The organism is Ancylobacter sp. (genome assembly GCF_965279025.1).
In the GTDB taxonomy this organism is placed as follows: Bacteria; Pseudomonadota; Alphaproteobacteria; order Rhizobiales; family Xanthobacteraceae; genus Ancylobacter.
In genome coordinates this window covers 659,405-679,431 of record NZ_OZ257132.1, presented here as the reverse complement: position 1 = coordinate 679,431, position 20,027 = coordinate 659,405, and the positions used below count along the sequence as shown (strand labels likewise).

At 71.3% G+C, this 20,027-nt stretch carries 15 protein-coding genes; 13 read left to right on the top strand and 2 right to left on the bottom strand.

Annotated elements, in window-relative coordinates; genetic code table 11:
* Positions 1-6: 6 nt before the first annotated feature.
* A complete protein-coding gene (locus ACQY76_RS03090) occupies positions 7-921 on the bottom strand; it encodes a DMT family transporter (protein WP_428031455.1) in 915 nt (304 codons plus the stop codon).
* A gap of 3 nt (positions 922-924) precedes the next feature.
* Positions 925-1,443, bottom strand: coding sequence for an N-acetyltransferase family protein (locus ACQY76_RS03085; protein WP_428031454.1), 519 nt, complete (start codon positions 1,441-1,443; stop codon positions 925-927).
* Between the two features lie 207 nt (positions 1,444-1,650).
* Here ACQY76_RS03085 and ACQY76_RS03080 point away from each other — a divergent pair, with 207 nt between their 5' ends.
* The 13 genes from ACQY76_RS03080 to addA all read left to right on the top strand — a co-directional run bounded on the left by ACQY76_RS03080 (position 1,651) and on the right by addA (position 19,981).
* Positions 1,651-2,127: a hypothetical protein gene (locus tag ACQY76_RS03080; protein WP_428031453.1), complete on the top strand. Its 477-nt coding sequence runs from the start codon at positions 1,651-1,653 to the stop codon at positions 2,125-2,127.
* 152 nt (positions 2,128-2,279) lie between these two features.
* A complete protein-coding gene (ubiE, locus tag ACQY76_RS03075) occupies positions 2,280-3,089 on the top strand; it encodes a bifunctional demethylmenaquinone methyltransferase/2-methoxy-6-polyprenyl-1,4-benzoquinol methylase UbiE (RefSeq protein ID WP_428031452.1) in 810 nt (269 codons plus the stop codon).
* Between the two features lie 4 nt (positions 3,090-3,093).
* Complete coding sequence (gene ubiB, locus ACQY76_RS03070; RefSeq protein WP_428032917.1) at positions 3,094-4,662, top strand: 2-polyprenylphenol 6-hydroxylase; 1,569 nt, start codon at positions 3,094-3,096, stop codon at positions 4,660-4,662.
* Positions 4,663-4,676: 14 nt separating this feature from the next.
* Positions 4,677-4,865, top strand: coding sequence for an amino acid transporter (locus tag ACQY76_RS03065; protein WP_428031451.1), 189 nt, complete (start codon positions 4,677-4,679; stop codon positions 4,863-4,865).
* Positions 4,866-5,097: 232 nt separating this feature from the next.
* Positions 5,098-6,321, top strand: a complete 1,224-nt coding sequence (gene coaBC / locus ACQY76_RS03060) for a bifunctional phosphopantothenoylcysteine decarboxylase/phosphopantothenate--cysteine ligase CoaBC (RefSeq protein ID WP_428031450.1) — start codon at positions 5,098-5,100, stop codon at positions 6,319-6,321.
* 2 nt (positions 6,322-6,323) lie between these two features.
* On the top strand, positions 6,324-6,809 hold the full coding sequence (gene dut, locus ACQY76_RS03055) for a dUTP diphosphatase (RefSeq protein WP_428031449.1): 486 nt from the start codon (positions 6,324-6,326) through the stop codon (positions 6,807-6,809).
* A gap of 9 nt (positions 6,810-6,818) precedes the next feature.
* On the top strand, positions 6,819-7,262 hold the full coding sequence (locus ACQY76_RS03050) for an RrF2 family transcriptional regulator (RefSeq protein ID WP_428031448.1): 444 nt from the start codon (positions 6,819-6,821) through the stop codon (positions 7,260-7,262).
* A gap of 120 nt (positions 7,263-7,382) precedes the next feature.
* A complete protein-coding gene (gene cysK / locus ACQY76_RS03045) occupies positions 7,383-8,363 on the top strand; it encodes a cysteine synthase A (protein ID WP_428031447.1) in 981 nt (326 codons plus the stop codon).
* Positions 8,364-8,495: 132 nt separating this feature from the next.
* The gene (locus ACQY76_RS03040; RefSeq protein WP_428031446.1) at positions 8,496-11,033 is read left to right on the top strand and encodes an ATP-binding protein; all 2,538 of its coding nucleotides are present in this window, start codon (positions 8,496-8,498) and stop codon (positions 11,031-11,033) included.
* Positions 11,034-11,037: 4 nt separating this feature from the next.
* Complete coding sequence (tsaE, locus tag ACQY76_RS03035; RefSeq protein WP_428031445.1) at positions 11,038-12,753, top strand: tRNA (adenosine(37)-N6)-threonylcarbamoyltransferase complex ATPase subunit type 1 TsaE; 1,716 nt, start codon at positions 11,038-11,040, stop codon at positions 12,751-12,753.
* On the top strand, positions 12,750-13,469 hold the full coding sequence (locus ACQY76_RS03030) for a nucleotidyltransferase family protein (RefSeq protein ID WP_428031444.1): 720 nt from the start codon (positions 12,750-12,752) through the stop codon (positions 13,467-13,469). Before tsaE ends, ACQY76_RS03030 begins: the two co-directional genes overlap by 4 nt.
* A 36-nt stretch (positions 13,470-13,505) precedes the next feature.
* On the top strand, positions 13,506-16,562 hold the full coding sequence (gene addB / locus ACQY76_RS03025) for a double-strand break repair protein AddB (protein ID WP_428031443.1): 3,057 nt from the start codon (positions 13,506-13,508) through the stop codon (positions 16,560-16,562).
* On the top strand, positions 16,559-19,981 hold the full coding sequence (gene addA, locus ACQY76_RS03020; RefSeq protein ID WP_428031442.1) for a double-strand break repair helicase AddA: 3,423 nt from the start codon (positions 16,559-16,561) through the stop codon (positions 19,979-19,981). Before addB ends, addA begins: the two co-directional genes overlap by 4 nt.
* The last annotated feature ends 46 nt before the right edge of the window (positions 19,982-20,027 follow it).

The following is a 20,027-nucleotide window of genomic DNA, read 5'->3' as shown; positions in this document are numbered from 1 at the left end:
CGGCGATCAGGGCCCGATCTCCACCTCCGCTTCGCGCAGGCGGCTGCGGCGCGAGGCAAGGAGGGCGCCGCCGGCAATGAGCGCCGCCCCCGCCAGCGTGCTGGGCGCGGGAATCTCGCTGAACGCCACCAGCCCTATGGCGAGCGCCCAGATGAAGGCGGTGTATTCAAACACGCCGAGCCGGCTGGCATCCGCCCGCCCATAGGCCCACGCCATGCACAGATGCCCCGCCGTGCCGAGAACGCCGATGAGGGCGAACATCCAGAGATCGCCGCTCGATAGCGGGGTCCAGTGCAGCAGGCCCAGCGGCGACACCAGCAGGCAGGAGAACACATTCTGCAGCAGCACGATGGTCGGGATAGGGTCGCGCGCCGCACGGCTCTTCAGCGTCACCATGGCGAGCGCATAGGTGACGGCGGCGACCAGGGCGGCGAGGATGCCCGGCCCATTGGCGAGATTGCCGCCGGCGCTGACATCCAATTCGTTCCACAGCACCACCAGCACGCCGGCAAAGCCGAGGCCCAGCGCCATGAGAATGGAGCGGCCCGGCCGCTCCCCGAGAAAGAGCGCGGCAAAAAGCGCGATGAACAGCGGCGAGGTGAAGGACAGGGCCAGCGCCACCGCGAGCTGCAGCACGGAGAGCGAATAGAAGAAGGTGACCGCCGTGACCGACACCAGCACCGAGCGCCACAGATGCGGGCGCAGCATGGCCGGGCCCGGCAGGGCTGTGCGGGTGGCGTAGAACACCGCGCCGGCCGCCAGCGAGCCGACCGCATAGCGCAGCGCCGCGATCTGGCCGGCGCTGTGCTCCACCGTCATGTATTTGATGAGCCCGTCCATGACCGACAGCAGGCCGATGGCGGTGATGGTCACCAGCGCCGGGCCGTTGAGAACGGCGCGGCGCGCGATCGCCTGGAACATGGCTCAGCCTTCGCGGTGCCGGGCGGCCCCGAGGGGCAGGCGGTAGGAATATTCCCAGGTGGCAGAAAGGTCGTGGCATTCGCGTGCCGTGCCGAGGCGGGCAAAGCCGCAGCGCTCGTAGAAGCGGTGCGCATCGGCGAATCGGGTGTCGGTCCACAGCCGGATTTCCGGCGCGCCGGCGGCCTGCGCCCTTGCAAGCGCGGTGTCGAACAGGGCACGGGCGACGCCGCGCCGGCGGGCGGCAGCGGCCACATAGACCTTGAAGATCTCCTGCGCTCCAGCGGGCGCGTCGGCATCGCGGGTGGGCGCCAGCGCCATGGAGCCGATGACCCCATCCGCCCCCTCGGCGACCCAGATGGTGCCGCCACGCGCGTTGAAATGGCTGGCGATGGCGTCGAGCTCGGGGAATTCGGCGGCGCGGTCGAACACACAGCCCTCATATTCGGCGAAGGCGGCGGCGATCAGCACGGCAATGGCGTCGCCATCCGCATCGGTCGCCGGCCGGATCAGGAAATCGGTCACGTCACTCACTCCGGCCCGGCGCGGTCCATTTTCTCACGGGGAAGTCTGGGAGAGTTCGACGGCGGGGCGCGGGCGGACTATGTTCGGCTGGCCTTCTGGCGTAAAGACCATTCATTATGCCTATCCATGGATCCGAAACGGCAGGCTCGTGCTTGATCCGTGAGTGTTAGCCCACCCGCCCGCCAGCCTTCCGTTCCGGAGTGCTCAATGAACGTGCCCCACCGTGTTGCCCGCCTGGCCTTCGCCGCCGTTCTCGCCGCCGTTCTTGCCGGCTGCGCCAGCTCACCGACGCCGCAGCGCATCGAGCCGGCCCGGCCCCAGTTCACGTCGCCGATCACGCCGCAGCAGGTCATCGGCAAATGGGGGCTCGCCGCCTATCACCGCCCCGAGGACGCGGCGCGCACCGAGGCGCAGGCCCGCCAGGGCTGCCGCCAGCCCTACATCATCAATGCCGGCCCCTCCGGCGGCTTCATGATGTATCTGGCCGACGACGCCCAGCCTTCCGAGGTGGTGTCCAAGCAGGTGGGCAACGGCCCGATCTATATCGGCCTGCCGGACGAGCCCCCGGGCGCCCAGTCCGACCGCCAGGTGATCAGCTTCGATGGTCAGATCCTAGTGCTCAAATGGATGGACCAGGAAGTCTCCAGCCGCTACGGCACCATGGTCTATGTGCGCTGTCCGTGAGCGGCGGGGCGGCCTGAGCCGCGCCGTCCCGGAGGCCTGACCTTCACGCAGGGCTGGGTCGCACGCGGCGTCCCGGCCGGCCGCTTGGAGGGGCGCTGCCTCTCCGCTATGGTCCGGCCCGATTTCAGATCGAACGCGGGAGCCGCGAGCAGATGGCTGCGGAGATATTGGCTGCCGAGACATTGGCTGCGGAGACGCATGGCGAAGGCGGTGGCGCCGACACCCATTTCGGCTTCCGCACCGTGCCGCTCGGCGACAAGCAGCGCATGGTCGACGAGGTGTTCCACTCGGTGGCGCGCCGCTACGACCTGATGAACGACCTGATGTCGCTCGGCCTGCACCGGGTGTGGAAGGACCTCCTCGTCTCGCGCCTGCGCCCGCCCCGGAACGAGCGCGGCTTTCGCCTGCTGGACGTGGCGGGCGGCACCGGCGACGTCTCCTTCCGCACGGTGGAAGCCGGCGGGCCCGGCACCAGCGCCGTGGTCGCCGACATCAATGGCGGCATGCTGGGTGTCGGCCGCGAGCGCGCCGAAGCGCTGGGCCTGGCGAACCGGGTTGAGTTCGTCGAGGCCAATGCCGAGCAACTGCCGTTCGCCGACAAGAGCTTCGACGCCGCCACCGTCGCCTTCGGCATCCGCAACGTGCCGCGCATGGACAAGGCGCTTAGCGAGATGCGCCGGGTGCTGAAGCCGGGCGGGCGCTGCTTCGTGCTGGAATTCTCCCGCGTCGACGTGCCGGGGCTCGACGCGATCTACGACACCTATTCGTTCAAGCTGATTCCCGGCATGGGCCGGCTGGTGACGGGGGATGCCGATTCCTACCAGTACCTGGTCGAATCGATCCGCAAGTTTCCGCCGCCCGAGGCCTTCGCCGATCTAATGCGCGGGGCCGGGTTCCAGCGCGTGGCGTGGCAGCCTTTGACCGGTGGCATCGTCGCGCTGCATTCCGGCGTGCGGATCTAGCGTGGTGGCCACTCCCCTCGGCGACTATCTGCGCCTGGCACACGCCGGTTTCGTGATGGCACGCGAGGGTGTCGCCTCGCGCATCGACCCCGCCGTGCGCCCGCCCGGCTCCGAGCCGCTGTTCGCGCTTGCCGGGCTGATCGAGCGGCGCGGCCCGGCCTCCAGCGCCGCCCGGCTCGGCGCGGCGCTGTCGCGGCTCGGCCCGTCCTATGTCAAGCTCGGCCAGTTCCTCGCCACCCGGCCGGACGTGGTCGGCCCGCAGCTCGCCCGCGACCTTGAGCTGCTGCAGGACCGCATGCCGCCCTTCCCGCAGGAGGTGGCGGAAGCGACCATCGTGCGGACCTTCGACCGCCCGGTGAGCGACGTCTACACGCGGCTCGACCTGCCACTCGCCGCCGCCTCGATCGCGCAGGTGCATGAGGGCGCGGTAGCGGAGCCGGACGGCACCACGCGCCGCGTCGCGGTGAAGGTGCTGCGCCCCGACGTGCAGCGGCGCTTCCGCATCGACCTCTCATCCTTCTACCGCGCCGCAAGGCTGGGGGAGAGCACGACGCCGGAGGGCAAGCGCCTGCGGCTGGTGGCCATCGTGGATACGCTGGCGCGTTCCGTCACCATGGAAATGGACCTGCGGCTGGAAGCCGCCGCCATGTCCGAACTGGCGCAGAACACCGAGGCGGACGAGGATTTCCGCGTGCCGGCGGTCGACTGGGACCGCACCGGGCGCGAGGTGCTGACCACCGAATGGGTCGACGGCATCAAGCTCAACAATATCGAGGCGCTGCGTGCCGCCGGCCACGACCTGCCGCGGCTGGGGCGCATCGTCATGCAGTCCTTCCTGCGCCACGCCCTGCGCGACGGCTTCTTCCATGCCGACATGCACCCCGGCAACCTGTTCATCGACCCGGACGGCCGGCTGGTGGCGGTGGATTGCGGCATCATGGGGCGGCTTGGCCAGAAGGAGCGGCGCTTCCTCGCGGAAATCCTGTTCGGCTTCATCACCCGCGACTGGCTGCGCACCGCGCAGGTGCATTTCGAGGCCGGCTACGTGCCGCCGCACCATTCGGTGGAGGATTTCGCGCAGGCGATCCGCGCCATTGGCGAGCCGATCTATTCGCGCCGCGCCGACCAGATCTCCATGGCCAAACTGCTGACCCTGCTGTTCGAGGTGACGGCGCTGTTCGACATGCAGACCCGGCCCGAACTGCTGCTGCTGCAGAAGACCATGGTGGTGGTGGAGGGCGTCGCCCGCAATCTCGACCCGCAGCTCGACATGTGGAAAACCGCCGAGCCGGTGGTGCGCGCCTGGATCGAGCGCAATCTCGGCCCGGCCGGGCGGATCGAGGAGGTCGCGGTCGGCTTCAGTGCGGTGGGCCGTTCGCTGCAGACGCTGCCGGAACTGATCGCCCACGGCCAGCGCATCGCCACCCAGCTCGACGCCGCCACGCGCGACGGGCTCACCCTTTCGCCGCAGACCACCGACGCCATCGGCCGCGCCGAGGGGCGGGGCAATCGCTGGATGACCATCGCCCTGTGGGTGATCGTCGGCCTGCTGGCCGGGCATCTGCTGTTCTGAGGGGGAGGAGGGCGGTGAGTCTCGTTCACAATGAGCGCACGAAACTCTCCGCGACTTACCTGAACGGCATCGCCATTGCGGTCATGGCTGTCGGCGGGCTTGCCCCCGTCGTTTCGGTTCTGAACGGTGGAGCCGCCCCGGCCTTGGGCATCGCCGCTGTCAGCGTGATTTGCTTCGCAGGCAGCATCACCCTAAATTCCTAGCAAGGCGTCTTCTTGGGAGTCTTGTGCCATGACCACCGCAGACTTCTTGCTGCTGCTGATCATGCCGGTCGGCGCCCTCGTCGTCGGCGGCATCGTCTATCTCGTCGCCTCGCGCGACCATCATCCGCATGCGGGCCCGGCCGAGTGAGTTCGGCTTCGCGGATGATAATCCCTGTCCGGAGATTTGCGACTGCGCTATAGGCGCAAGCCTTGGCCGGAACAGGGACAGTCAATGCTCGCCTCCAGACGCATCCTGCTCATCATCGGCGGCGGCATTGCCGCCTATAAGAGCCTCGACCTGATCCGCCGGTGCAAGGAGCGCGGGGCGTCGGTGCGGGTGGTGATGACCGGCGCGGCGCAGCGTTTCGTGACGCCGCTGGCGGCGGGGGCGCTTTCGCATGAGCGGGTGTTCACCGAGCTGTTCGACCGCGAGGCGGAGCAGGATATCGGCCATATCCGCCTGTCGCGCGAGGCGGACCTCATCGTCGTCGCGCCGGCCACCGCCGATTTGATGGCGAAGATGGCGCATGGCCTCGCCGACGACCTCGCCTCCGCCGTGCTGCTGGCGAGCGACCGGCCGATCCTGCTCGCCCCGGCGATGAACCCGTTGATGTGGGCCAACCCCGCCACCCGCCGCAACGCGGCGCAGCTCGCCGCCGACGGCATCGCCTTTGTCGGGCCCAATAGCGGCGCAATGGCCGAGCGCGGCGAGGACGGGCCCGGCCGCATGGCCGAGCCGCTGGAGATCGTCGCCGCTGCCGAGCGGCTTCTGGCGGCGGGCGGGCCGCTCAAAGGGCGGCATTTGCTGGTCACTTCCGGCCCGACCCATGAACCGATCGACCCGGTGCGCTACATCGCCAACCGCTCTTCCGGCAAGCAGGGCCACGCCATCGCCGCCGCCGCCGCGCGGGCCGGGGCGCGGGTGACGCTGGTGAGCGGGCCGGTGAACCTGCCCGATCCGCCCGGCGTCGCGGTGCGCCATGTGGAAAGCGCGCGGGAGATGCTGGCAGCGGTGGAAGCGGCGCTGCCGGCGGAGGTCGCCATCTTCGCCGCCGCCGTGGCGGACTGGCGCGCGGCAACCGAGGCCGGCGAGAAGATGAAGAAGGATGGCGGCGCCCTGCCGCCGCTGCAACTGACGGAAAACCCGGACATTCTCGCCACCATCGCGCATCTCGCGGGTGGGCGGCCGCGCCTCGTCATCGGCTTCGCGGCGGAGACGCAGAATGTGGTGGCCTATGCGCGGGCCAAGCGCGCCCGCAAGGGCTGCGACTGGATCGTCGCCAATGACGTGTCGTCTCATAGCGGCATTCCCGGCGGGGTGATGGGTGGCGACAGCAACGCCGTGCACCTGATTGCCGGCGAGGATGTGGAAGCCTGGCCGCCGGCGTCCAAGGCGGAGGTGGCGGAACGCCTCGTCGCCCGCATCGCCGTCGCGCTCGGCCCGCTGGAGACTTGACCATGAGCCTTGAAGCAATCCTCGATGTCGCCGTCCTCGTGCTGCCGCATGGGCAGGACCTGCCGCTTCCCGCCTATGCGACGGCGGGCGCCGCCGGGCTGGACCTGATGGCGGCGCTGCCGGAGGGGGAGCCGCTGACGCTCGCCCCGCTGGCCCGCGCGGCGGTGCCGACCGGGCTGGCGCTGGCGCTGCCGGACGGGTTCGAGGCGCAGGTGCGCCCGCGCTCCGGGCTGGCGCTCAAGCATGGGCTGACGGTGCTGAACGCACCGGGCACGGTGGATTCGGATTATCGTGGCGAGGTGAAGGTGATCCTGGTCAATCTCGGCGCCGAGCCGGTTCTGGTGGAGCGCGGGCAGCGCATCGCGCAGATGGTGGTGGCGCCGGTGACCCGGATTAAGCTGGTCGAGACCGGTAATTTGGAGGAAACAACGCGCGGAGATGGTGGATTTGGCTCGACAGGGCTCGACGGCCGGCAAATATCGCGCTAGCCAAGAACCATGCCGCGCCTCTCCGATAAAAGCCTCCTCGCCATCGCCGCCGTCGTCGACGTTGCGCTGCACGCCCGTGGCATGCCGGTCGCGGCAAAGGCGCTGGCGGCGCGGCACGAATTGCCGCCCCGCCATCTTGAGCCGGTGCTGCAGGCGCTGGTGCATGCCGGCGTGCTGAAAGGCGTGCGCGGCCCGCGCGGAGGCTATGAGCTGGCGCGCGAGCGGCGGCGGATCACGGTGGCTGAAGTGGTGCGTGTGGTGGAGGCCGAGGGCGAGGAAGCCCTGGAAGGCTTCCCGCCGATCGTGCGCGATATCGTGCAGCCGGCGGTGGCCGAGGCGGAGCGCGCCTTCGAGGCGGCGCTGGATGGGGTGACGGTGGAAGACCTCTGCCGCGCAGCCGCGCAGAACACGCTGCGCAAGGGCATGCCCGAAGGCATAGATTTCACCATTTAAATTTGTATATAATTTGTTTCCTCGACTTGTCGTCGTGGATATGTTAGCGCTGCCGGCGAAAACGATACGCCAATAAGGGGCCGCGCCAAGGTTGCCGGTTCCGTTTTGCTGGAGGCACCCATGGCCGACAACGCTTCGAAGACCGCGACCGACGTGAAGCCGGGACGTGGGCGCGTCTATGATTCCATTACCGAGACCATTGGCGATACGCCGCTGGTGCAGCTCAACCGGCTGCCCGGCGAGCGCGGCGTGAAGGCGCGCATTCTCGCCAAGCTCGAATTCTTCAATCCCATCGGCAGCGTCAAGGACCGCATCGGCGTCTCGATGATCGAGGCGCTGGAAGAAGCCGGTCTCATCCGCGCCGGCACCGTGCTGGTGGAGCCCACTTCGGGCAATACCGGCATCGCGCTGGCCTTCGTTGCCGCCGCGCGCGGCTATCGCCTGATCCTGGTGATGCCGGAATCGATGTCGGTGGAGCGCCGCAAAATGCTGGCGCTGCTCGGCGCCGAGCTGGTGCTGACCCCGGCGGCGCAGGGCATGCGCGGCGCCGTGTCGCGCGCCGAGGAGCTGGTGAAGGAATTGCCCGACGCCATCATTCCCCAGCAGTTCCGCAACCCCGCCAACCCGGCCATCCACCGCGTCACCACGGCCGAGGAAATCTGGAACGACACCCAGGGCGAGGTCGACATCATCGTCGCCGGCGTCGGCACGGGAGGCACCATCACCGGCCTCGGCCAGGTGTTGAAGCCGCGCAAGTCCAGCCTGCGCCTGGTGGCGGTGGAGCCCGAGGACAGCCCGGTGCTCTCCGGCGGCCAGCCCGGCCCGCACAAGATCCAGGGCATCGGCGCCGGCTTCGTGCCGGATGTGCTGGACCGCTCGGTGATCGACGAGGTGGTCACGGTCGGCAACCAGACTGCGTTCGAGACCGCCCGCGCCATCGCCCGGCTGGAGGGTATCCCGGTCGGCATCTCCTCGGGCGCGGCCATCGCGGCGGCGCTGGAGGTGGGTGCGCGGCCGGAGAACGAGGGCAAGACCATCGTGGTCATCATCCCCTCCTTCGCCGAACGCTACCTGTCTACCGCCCTGTTCGAGGGGCTTTGATCCCAGCCCCTGTGTACCGCGCGCACGGCTCTTCTAGTGCGACTCCGCCTTCGATAAAGTCTCGGTGATTCGGTGCTCCACCTGCGTGGGGCACCCGCCGGAGGGGCAGTCGGCAAGGGGAGGCGGGCGCGGATGGCGCATCCGGCCGGCAGGTGCGGAACGGAAGGCGGCGGGCGTTCGGGCGCGCGCGCCGGCAGTGCCCGACGCCTCGCGCGCGCCGCGCTGATCCGCTCCGTGCCTCTTGCGGCGGTCGCCGTTGCCTATTCCCCCGCCGCGCAGGCGCAGCCGGCCTCGGGTGAAATCTTCGCGGTGCTGGCGGTGCAGGATCCCAGCGCGCTGATCGGCCTCGCGCTGGTCGTCGGCCTCATCGTCTTCGCCGCCACCACCGCCATCGTGCATCTGCGCTACCGCCGGCAATCGCTGCGGCGCGAGGCGGAGGCGTTCGGCGAGATCGCCCGGCTGGAAGCGCAGATCGACGAGGCCCGCGCGCTGCTGATGGCGGAGCCGCAGATCGTGGTGGTCTGGCGTGACCCATCGGCCGAGCCCGAGATCATCGGCAACACTCCCGCCTTCACCGGCGTGGCGGCTCCCTCGCGCATCCTCGCCTTCGGCACCTGGCTCACGCCCGCCTCGGCGCTGGAGATCGAGGCGGGTGTCGACCGGCTGCGGGCGCGCGGCACCCCGCTGACCGCGACATTGGGCACGCAGGACGGGCGTTTCGTCGAGGCGGAAGGCCGCCCGGTCGGCTCGGCCGTGGTGCTGCGGCTGCGCGACATCACCGGCGTGCGGCTGGACCAGGCGCGGCTCGCGGCCGCCTATCGCGCGCTGGACGACGAGACCTCGGCGCTGCGCGCGCTGCTGGAAGCGCTGCCCGCCCCGGTCTGGGTCGGGGGCGCGGACGGCCGGCTGCGGTGGAGCAATGCCGCCTATGTCCATGCGGTGGAGGCCCGCGACGGGCCCGACGCCGCACAGCGCGACCTGTCGCTGCTCGACCAGCAGACCCGGGCGAAGGCGCAGAAGGCGCACGCGTCGAGCCTGCCCTTCAAGGCGCGGCTGCCGGTGGTGATTGCCGGCACGCGGCAGGTGCGCGACGTGCTGGAAGTGCCGGTCGGCGGCGGTGCCGCCGGCATCGCGCTCGACGCCACCGAAGCCGAGACGGTGCGGGCGGAACTTGCCCAGGTGGTGGGCGCGCATCGCCGCACGCTGGACCAGCTTGCCACGGCGGTGGCCATTTTCGGTGCCGACCAGCGGCTGGTCTTCCACAATGCCGCCTATGCCAGCCTGTTCGATCTCAGCGCCGGCTTCCTCGACGACCGGCCGACCGATGGCGCGGTGCTCGACCAGCTGCGGGCGGCGCGGCGCCTGCCGGAGCAGGCGGATTTCCGCGTCTGGCGCGAGGACCTGCATTCCGCCTACCGCGCCATTGAGCCGCGCGAGCACTGGTGGCACCTGCCGGGCGGGCGCACGCTGCGCGTTGTTACCGCGCCGAACCCCGAGGGCGGCGTCACCTATCTGTTCGACGAGGTGACGGAGCGCCTGGCGCTGGAAAGCCGCTTCGTGTCACTGACCCGCATCCAGAGCGAGACGCTGGATGCGCTGGCGGAAGCGGTGGCGGTGTTCGGCAGCGATGGGCGGCTCGGCCTTTCCAACTCCGCCTTCCGCCAGCTCTGGCGCATGGACAAGGCGACGCTCGACGCCCACCCCCATATCGACGCGGTGGCCGAGGCCTGCCGCCGCCTCACCGCCGACGCCTCGGTATGGTCGCGCCTGCGGGCCGCCGTCACCGGCATCGAGGCGCGGGTGCCGACCGATTTCCGCATGGAGCGCAGCGACGGCACGGTGCTTGACGGTTCCACCCAGCCGCTGCCGGATGGTGGTACGCTGGTGACGCTGCGCGACATCACCGACAGCGTGCATGTCGAGCGCGCGCTGGTGGAGCGCAACGAGGCGCTGGTGGCGGCCGACCACCTCAAGAGCACCTTTGTCGGCCACGTCTCCTATGAGCTGCGCTCGCCGCTGACGACGATCATCGGCTTCGCGCAACTTCTTGACGACACGGGTGTCGGCCCGCTCAACCCCAAGCAGCGCGCCTATGTGAACCACATCACCGAGAGCAGCGCGGCGCTGCTCGCCATCATCAACGACATTCTCGACCTCGCCACCATCGACGCCGGCGCCATGACGCTGGACCTCGCCGATGTCGACCTGCGCGCGGCGATGGACGCGGCGGCCGAAGGGGTGCGCGACCGCCTCGCCGAGGGCGGCATCCGCCTGTCGATCGAGCTGCTCAGCGCCGCCGGCAGCTTCCGCGCGGATGCCAAGCGGGTGCGGCAGGTGCTGTACAACCTGCTGTCCAATGCGGTCGGGTTTGCGCCCGAGGGGTCGACCATCACGCTCTCCGCCGAGCGGCGCGACGACAAGGTGGTGTTCCGGGTGCGCGACATGGGCCCCGGAATCCCGGCGGAAATCGGCGCGCGGGTGTTCGACCGCTTCGAGAGCCACACCGCCGGCTCGCGCCACCGCGGCGTCGGCCTCGGCCTCTCCATCGTCCGCTCGCTGGTGGCGCTGCATGGCGGTACAGTGAGCCTGAGCGCGGCGCAGGGCGGTGGCACGCTCGTCACCTGCACCTTCCCGCGCGCGGCCGACGCCGGCCGCGACGCGGCGGAGTAGGGCGATGATCGACAGCCGCAACACAGGCGCCGTCCCGACCACCCCGGTGGCGCACTGGGATGTGGTGCTGCCCGACGAGACCGCCACCGGCCGGCTGGCTATGGACCTCGCGGCGCTGCTGCGGCCGGGCGACCTGGTGACGCTGGGGGGCGATCTCGGCGCCGGCAAGACCACGCTGGCGCGGGCAATGATCCGCGAGCTGGCGGGCGATCCGGCGCTGGAGGTGCCGAGCCCGACCTTCACCCTGATGCAGGTCTATGACCTGCCGCGCCACCGCGTGGTGCATGCCGATCTCTACCGCCTGAGCGATTCTTCCGAACTCGAGGAGCTCGGGTGGAGCGAGCAGACCGACGGCGCCGTGACGCTAGTGGAATGGGCGGAGCGTGCCGAGGGCGCCGTGCTCCACCCGGACCGGCTGGAGGTCCACATCACCCTGCCGACCGACGGTGCCGAGACCATGCGCCGTGTCCGGCTGTTCGGCTTCGGCCGGATGGCGGGGGCGCTGTTCCGCATGCGCTCGATCCGGGCGTTGCTGGACCAGGTCGGCTTCGGGCCGTCACAGCGCCGGCATCTGCAGGGCGACGCTTCCGCCCGCAGCTATGAGCGGCTGATCGGCGCCAAGCGCAACGCCATACTGATGAACGCGCCGCGCCGCCCCGACGGCCCGCCGGTGCGCGGCAGCAAGCCCTACAGCGCCATTGCCCATCTCGCCGAGGACGTGAAGCCCTTCGTGGCGATGGCGCGGGCGCTGCGGGCGCACGGCTTCTCCGCGCCCGCCATCTATGGCGGCGACCTCGATGCTGGCCTGCTGGTGATCGAGGATTTCGGCAATGAGGGGGTGCTCGACGGCACGCCGCCGGCGCCGGTGACGGAGCGCTATGAACGCGCCGCCGACGTTCTGGCGGCGCTACACGGGCAGGACCTGCCGGCAAAGGTGCCCGTCACCACCGGGCTCGACCACCATCTGCCGTCCTACGACATCGACGCCCTGCTGATCGAGGTCGAGCTGCTGCTCGACTGGTATCTGCCGCACGCCGGCGGCAGGCTTCAGCCGGACGCCCACCGCTCCTTCCGCCAGCTCTGGGCGGCGGCGCTGGCGCCCTCGCTGGCACAGAAGCCGGTATGGGTGCTGCGCGACTACCATTCGCCGAACCTGATGTGGCTGCCCGAGCGGTCCGGGCTGGCGCAGATCGGCCTGCTGGATTTCCAGGACGCGGTGATGGGCCCGGCGGCCTATGACGTGGTGTCGCTGGCGCAGGACGCGCGCGTCGACGTGCCGGAGGCGCTCGAACTCGCGCTACTCACCCGCTATGTGAAGGCGCGCCGGGCGAGCGATCCTTCCTTCGACACCAAGGCGTTCGCCGCCTCCTATGCGGTGATGGGCGCGCAGCGCGCCACCAAGATCCTCGGAATCTTCACCCGCCTGAACCAGCGCGACCGCAAGCCGGTCTATCTCAACCACCTGCCGCGCATCTGGACCTATCTGCAGCGCTGCCTCTCCTTCCCCGAGCTAGGCGGCCTCGCCAGCTGGTACAAGGACCATGTGCCCGCACCGGGAGCTGCGCGCCTGTCGCCCGTCCGGGCGGCCGGGTCGCCGGCACCGGCATCGCCGACGCGCGGCGCGCCGGCGCGCCCGCCCGAGACGGCTCCAGCGGCAGACGTGGCAGCGCCCGCGGATGCTTCCCCGCCCGAAACGCCCAGCGAACCCGGCCGCGCATGACCGCCATCACCACCGCCATGGTGCTCGCCGCCGGCCTCGGCACGCGCATGCGCCCGCTGACCGACCATATGCCCAAGCCGATGGTCGAGGTGGGCGGGCGCAGCATGATCGACTTCGCGCTCGACCGGCTCGCCGATGCCGGGGTGGCGACGGCGGTGGTGAACCTGCACTGGCATGCCGATGTGCTGGAACGCCATCTCGTCGGCCGCACCCGCCCGCGCCTTCTGCTCTCCGACGAGCGCGGCGCATTGCTGGAGACCGGCGGCGGCATCCGCAAGGCGCTGCCGCTGCTCGGCAATGAGCCGTTCTTCGTGATGAATGCCGACACCATCTGGATCGAGGGCATCCGCCCGAACCTCGCCACGCTTGCCGCCCGGTTCGACCCGCAGGCGATGGATATCTGCCTGCTGCTGGCGGCGGCGGCCACCTCGATCGGCTATGATGGGCGCGGCGATTTCCTGATGGACGGGGAAGGGCGCCTCACGCCTCGGCCCGAACGGCTCACCGTGCCCTTCGTCTATGCCGGCGCGGCGGTGGTCTCCCCGGCTGTCTTCGCGGACGCGCCGGAAGGTTCGTTCTCGCTGAGCCGGCTGTTTCGGCGCGCGGCGGACGCCGGCCGGCTGTTCGGCCAGCGCATGGAAGGGGTGTGGATGCATGTCGGCACGCCGGAAGCCATTGCCGAGGCCGAGGAAGCCATTGCGCGCTCCAAGGACTGACGCCGTGGCCGCACGCCGGGTGCCGGGAGCCGCCACATGACCCCCGAGGCGCAGCGGCGCGGGCCGAGGCTGTTCACCATTCCGCCCTCCGCCGCCTTCGTGGCGACGCTGGCGGACGCGCTGCTGGACGGTGAACTGGTCGACGGCTTCGCCCCGCGCGGCGATCCGCTGCTTCTGGCCACCGCCACCATCTTCCTGCCGACCCGCCGCGCCGGTCGCCTGCTGGCCGAGGCACTGCGCCAGCGGATGGGGGCGGGGGTGACGCTGCTGCCGCGCATCGTGCCGGTCGGCGATGTCGACGAGGACGCGCTGGCCTTTGCCGAAAGCTACACCGACCCGCCGCGTCAGGTGCCACCGACGACGCGGCGTCTGGCGCTTGCCAGCCTCATCCGGGCATGGCGCCGGGCGCTGGCGGGAGAGGACGGGCGGGTCGCCGTCGCCGCCGGGCCGGGGGCCGAGTTCGCCCTTGCCGACGAGCTGGCGCGGCTGATCGACGAGATGGCGGCGCAGGAAGTGCCGTGGGAGCGGCTGGACGCGCTGGTGCCGGGCGAACATGACCGCTACTGGGACATGGCACTCGACTTCCTCAAGATCGCCCGCGCCTTCTGGCCCGCCTTTCTGGAAGCGGAAGGCTGCGTCGATGCCAGCGTGCGCCGCGACCGGCTGATCGCTGCCGAATCAGAGCGGCTGTCGAACCTGCCCGAGGGCGGGCCGGTGATCGCCGCCGGCTCCACCGGCTCAATGCCGGCAACCGCCCGGCTGCTCACCGCCATCGCGCATCTGCCGCGCGGCTGCGTCGTGCTGCCTGGGCTCGACCTGCATCTCGACGCGCCTTCCTGGGCAGCGCTGACCGATGACGAGGACAGCGCGCCGAGCCACCCGCAATATGGCCTCGCTTTGCTGCTGAAGCGCCATATGCGGGTCGGGCGCGAGGCGGTGCGCGAACTGGCGCCAGCCGCGCCGCACGGGCGGGAGGCGCTGCTCTCCGAGGCGCTGCGCCCCGTCGCCTCCACCGAGCAATGGGCCGGCCTTTCCGACCGGCTCGGCCCTGCCGCCATCGACGCGGCGCTGGCGCAGGTCAGCGTGATCGAGGCGGAGGATGCGCGCGAGGAGGCGCTTTCCATCGCGCTGGCGCTGCGCGAGGTGCTGGAGGTGCCCGGCCGCACCGGCGCGCTCATCACCCCCGACCGCGACCTCGCCCGGCGGGTAGCGGCCGAGCTGCTGCGCTTCGAGGTCGCCATCGACGATTCCGCCGGCGAGCCCTTGTCCGAAAGCGGCCCCGGCCGTTTTGCCCGGCTCGTTGCCGATGCCTGCCGCGACGAACTGGCGCCTTTGCCGCTTTCCGCCCTGCTGCGCCATCCGCTCGCCCGCTTCGGGCTGGAGCGTGCCGCGCTGGATGAGGGCGCCGACGCGCTCGAAATGATGGTGCTGCGCGGACCCCGCCCGGCGGCGGGGGCAAAGGGGCTGACCGAGGCGGCGGCGGGTTTTGACCCGAAGGGGTTTCACCCCCGCGACCCGCGCGCCGGCATTGGCGAGGAACGCCGCGCCCTGGCCGACGCGCTGGCGGGCCAGATCGCCGAAGGCCTCGCGCCGCTGCTGGCGCTGGGCCGGGGCGAGCACGCCTTCGCCACCCTGCTCGGCGCCCATCGCGCGGCGGTCCAGGCGGCGTGGAGTGGGCCGGATGCCGGCGCGGCGGAGGACGAGACGGCGCTGGCCGAGCTCGCCCATGCCTTCGAGACGCTGGCCGAAGGCGCCGCGCATGCGCCTGCCATGACGCTGGCGGATTATGCCGCCGCGCTGGTGCTGCTGCTCTCCAGCCAGCCGGTGCGCCCGCCGCTGCTGCCCGGCGCGCGGCTGCGCATTCTCGGCCCGCTGGAAGCGCGGCTTGTGGGTGTCGACCGCGTGGTGCTGGCCGGGCTTGTCGAGCAGACCTGGCCCAATGCGGTGCGCGCCGATCCCTGGCTCAGCCGGCCGATGCGGGCAGCACTGGGGCTGGAGGCGCCGGAGCGGCGCATCGGCCTTTCCGCCCATGATTTCGCGCAGGGCTGCGGTGCGCCCGAGCTGGTGCTGTCCTATCCGCGCAAGCTGGGCGGCGCGCCGACCGTGCCCTCGCGCTTTCTCCAGCGTCTGGCGGCGGTGTGCGGGGAAGCGCGCTGGCGGGAAGCGATTGCGCGCGGCGACCGCTTCCGCCGGCTCGGCGCCTTCATCGAGGAGGAGCCCGCCGCCGCCCGCATCGCCCGGCCGGAGCCGGCGCCGCCGCTGGAACTGCGCCCGACGCAGCTCAGCGTCACCGAGATCGAGACCTGGCTGCGCGACCCCTACACCATCTATGCCCGCCATGTGCTGCGGCTCGCCCCGTTGGACGGGCTGGACGAAGCGCCCGGCGCGGGCGAGCGCGGCAGCGCCATCCATGACGCGCTCGGCACCTTCGTCCAGGCCTACCCGGAAGGACTGCCGGGGAATGCCGAGGCGGCTCTGCTGGACCATGGCCGGCGGGCCTTTGCGCCGCTGGAACAGTTTCCCGCCGAATACGCGCTGTGGTGGGCGCGGTTCGAGCGGCTGGTGCCGCGCGTCATCGGCTGGGAGCGCACGCGCCGGGAGCACACCCGCCGCGTGCTGGCGGAGCAATATGGAAGGCTGGCTCTCGCCGGCGGGCGTTTCACCCTGACCGGGCGCGCCGACCGCATAGAGCAACGTGCCGAGGGCGGGCTGGCGATCATCGATTTCAAGACCGGCGCCGTGCCCACCGCCAAACAGACGGCGGTGCATTATTCACCGCAACTGCCGCTGGAAGCCGCGATGGCGGCGGCGGGGCGCTTTCCCGACGTGCCGGGCGAGCCGTCGGCGGCGCTGGTTTATGTCAAGCTCGGCACCAACGAGGTCAAGGAGATCAGCGCGGTGGACAAGGAGGCGACCGCCGCCGGTCTCGCCACCGACACGCTGCAGCGGCTGCAGACGCTGATCGCCGCCTTCGAGAACCCCTCGCGCGGCTATGCCTCGCTGGCCCGGCCGATGTTCGGCGGGCGCTATGGCGATTATGACCATCTGGCGCGGGCGAAGGAATGGTCGACCGGCGGGGAGGGCGAGGAATGAGGGAGCCCACCGATCTCGCCCCGGGCGCGCTGCGGGCGGCGACCGTGCTGCAGACCTCCGCCTCCGACCCGATGTTCTCGGCCTGGGTTTCGGCCAATGCCGGCTCGGGCAAGACCCATGTGCTGGCGCGGCGGGTAATCCGCCTGCTGATGCGCGGCGTGCCGCCCGGGCGCATTCTGTGCCTCACCTACACCAAGGCGGCGGCGGCCAACATGGCCAACCGGGTGCTGGGCGAGCTGCGCCGCTGGACCACGCTGGACGACGCCGCCCTCGACACGGAAATCCTCAAGACCGATGGCGGCGAGGCCGGCGATGGGCGGCGGGCGCAGGCGCGGCGGCTGTTTGCGCAGGCGCTGGAAACGCCGGGCGGGCTGAAGATCCAGACCATTCACGCCTTTTGCGGCGCGCTGCTGCACGCCTTCCCCTTCGAGGCCGGGGTGCCGGCGGGCTTCGGCGAGCTGGAAGAGGCCGCGCGGCTGGAACTGCTGGCCCGGGTGCGGGCGGAGGTGGTGCTGGAGGCGTCGGGCGCGCCGGCGAGCGACCTCGGACAGGCGCTGGCGCTGATCGTCGGCATCACCTCCGACACCGGCATCAACGACCTTCTCAAGGAGCTGGTGGCGGACGCGCCGGCGCTGGAGGCGAGCGACGAGGACCTCGCGCGCGCCGTCGGCCTCGACGCGCCGGTGGCGTCCACTGAGATCGAACACCGCATCGTCGCGGGCGCGCTGATCCCACGCGGCGCCTGGATCGGGCTGGCGCAGGCGCTGATGCTGGAGGGCGGCAATTGCGCCCGGCGCGGCCAATCGCTGCGCGAGGCAGCGCTGGCGCCGGAGGAGGCGGTGGCCGAGACCTATGCCGGCGTGTTCCTGAAGGAAGACGGCGAGCCCTATGCCGACGGGCAGTTCGGCAATGCGGCGGCACGGGCGAAATACCCGCAGCTGATCGCCGAGCGCGACCGCGTCGCCCCGCTGGCGCGCGAACTCGCCGCCGCCCGCGCCTTCGAGCGCAGCCGCGCCGTGCTCATTCTCGGGCGCGAGGCGGCGCGGCGCTACGTCCGGGCCAAGGCGGCGCGCGGCGTGCTCGACTTTGCCGACCTTGTCGACGCGGCGCGCCGGCTGCTGGCCTCGGGCGCTTCAGCCTGGGTGCACTACAAGCTCGACCAGGGCATCGACCATGTGCTGCTGGACGAGGCGCAGGACACCAGCCCCGAGCAGTGGGAGGTGATCCGCCCGCTGGTGGCGGAGTTCTTCGCCGGCGAGGGCGCCCGCGAGGACCGCGAGGCGCGCGGTCTGCCGCGCACGCTGTTCGTGGTCGGCGATGAGAAGCAGTCGATCTTTTCGTTCCAGGGCGCCGATCCGCGCCGCTTCGACACGGTGCGGCGCGAGTTCGAGGCGGCGGGTGGCGGCGGCTTCGTGCATGTCGAGCTGCAGCACTCCTTCCGCTCCGCGCCCGGCATATTGGAGGCGGTGGACGCGGTGTTCGGCCGCGAGGCCTCCTATCGCGGGCTTTCCGCCGAGGCGAAGCCGCCGGTGCATGCGCCCATCCACGCCGCACTGCCGGCGCTGGTGGAAATGTGGGAGCCGGAGGCGCCGAGCGAGAAGGTGGATATCGACGCCTGGCAGCGCCCGCTCGACGCGCCTTCCGCCGATGACCCGAAGGGGCGGCTGGCCAAGAAGATCGCCGCCCACATTGCCGCCCGTATCGGCGAGGGGTTCCCCGTCACCGGCCGGCACGGCACGCGCCCCGCCCGGCCGGGCGATTTTCTCATCCTGGTGCGGCGGCGCGACGGGCTGTTCACCTCCATCATCCGCGAGCTGAAGCAGGCGCGGGTCGCGGTGGCGGGGGCCGACCGGTTGGTGGTGGCCGAGCATATCGCCGTCATGGACCTGATGGCGCTGGGCGACGCGCTGCTTGCCCGCGACGACGAGCTGGCGCTGGCCAGTGTGCTGAAAAGCCCGCTTTTCGGCCTCGACGACACGGATCTCATGGCGCTGGCCCCGCGTCGCGAGGGGCTGCTGGAAGACGCGCTGGCGACCCGCGCCGGCGAGAACCCGAAATGGCAGGCGGCGGCGCGGCGGCTGGCGCGGCTGCGCGCGGAGGCGCGGCGGCTGCGGCCGTTCGATTTCTACACCCGCGTGCTGGGGCGCGAGCGCGGCCGCGCCGCCATGCTCGCGCGGCTGGGACCGGAGGCGGCCGACGCGCTCGACGAGATGCTGGCGCTGGCGCGGGCCTATGAGAGCCTGGAGGCGCCCTCGCTCGCCGGCTTCCTCGCCTTCCTGCGGCGCGGCGGCGCCGAGGCCAAGCGCGACATGGAGGCCGGGCGCGACGAGGTGCGTGTGATGACGGTGCACGGCGCCAAGGGCCTGGAAGCGCCCTATGTCATCCTCGCCGATACCACCTCCGGCCCGATGACCCGCCGCACCGCCGGGCTGCTGCGCGTCGAATTGCCGGACGGGCGCCGGGTGGCGCTGCATGCGCCGGCCAAGAAGGGCGACACGCCCGCCATGGCCGCGGCCCGCCAGCGCGGCGACGATGCCCAGCAGGACGAATATCGCCGCCTGCTCTATGTCGCGCTCACCCGCGCCGAGACCGCGCTGGTGCTGTGCGGCGCCGACGGGGCGAAGAAACGCCCGCCCGAGTGCTGGTACGACCTCGTGCGCGGGGCGCTGGAGCCGGAATCGGTGGAGCAGGGCGCGACCGGCTTTCCGGGCTCGGTGCTGCGCTGGCGCGGCGGCGGGGTCGAGGCCCCCGTCGCGCCGCTGCCGGCGCCTCCCGCCTTGCCCACCGAAGCGGGCGAGCGCGCCTTGGCGCGGAGGCTGGCGCTGCCGATATCGGAACCGCTGGCACGGGCGAGCCTGCGTCCCTCTTCCTCCGATGTCTTCGCCGCCCCGCCCACCGGCGACGCCGCCCGCGCGCTGCAGCGCGGCGACCTGCTGCACCGGCTTATGGCCGCTCTGGCACCGCTGCCGGCCGAGGCGCGGGCCGAGCCGGGTCGGCGGCTGCTGGCGACCGTCTCGGACTGGCCGGAAGACGCGCGCGAGGAACTGGTCGCCGAGGCGCTGGGCACGCTCGCGCTGCCGGAACTCGCCGCGCTGTTCGCGGCCGGCAGTCTTGGCGAGGTGCCGCTCGCGGGCGAGCTCGACGACGGCACGCCGGTTTCCGGCCGCATCGACCGGCTGAGCGTGACCGAGGACGGCGTGCTGATTGCTGACTTCAAGACTGACCGGCATGTGCCGCGCGCCGCATCTGCCATGCCGCAAACGCATGTCCGGCAGGTCGCGCTTTATGCGCGCCTGCTGGCCCGGATGTTCCCGGGCAGGCAAATACAGGCCTTGCTGGTCTACACCGCCGGTCCGCTGGTCCACGTCCTCGACGGCGCGGCGCTGGAGAGGGCGGTGGAAAGTGTCACGTTGGGGTGACGCCGCCTTGACGCAGGGGGGGGCGGCTACCTACCTTCACGCCAAC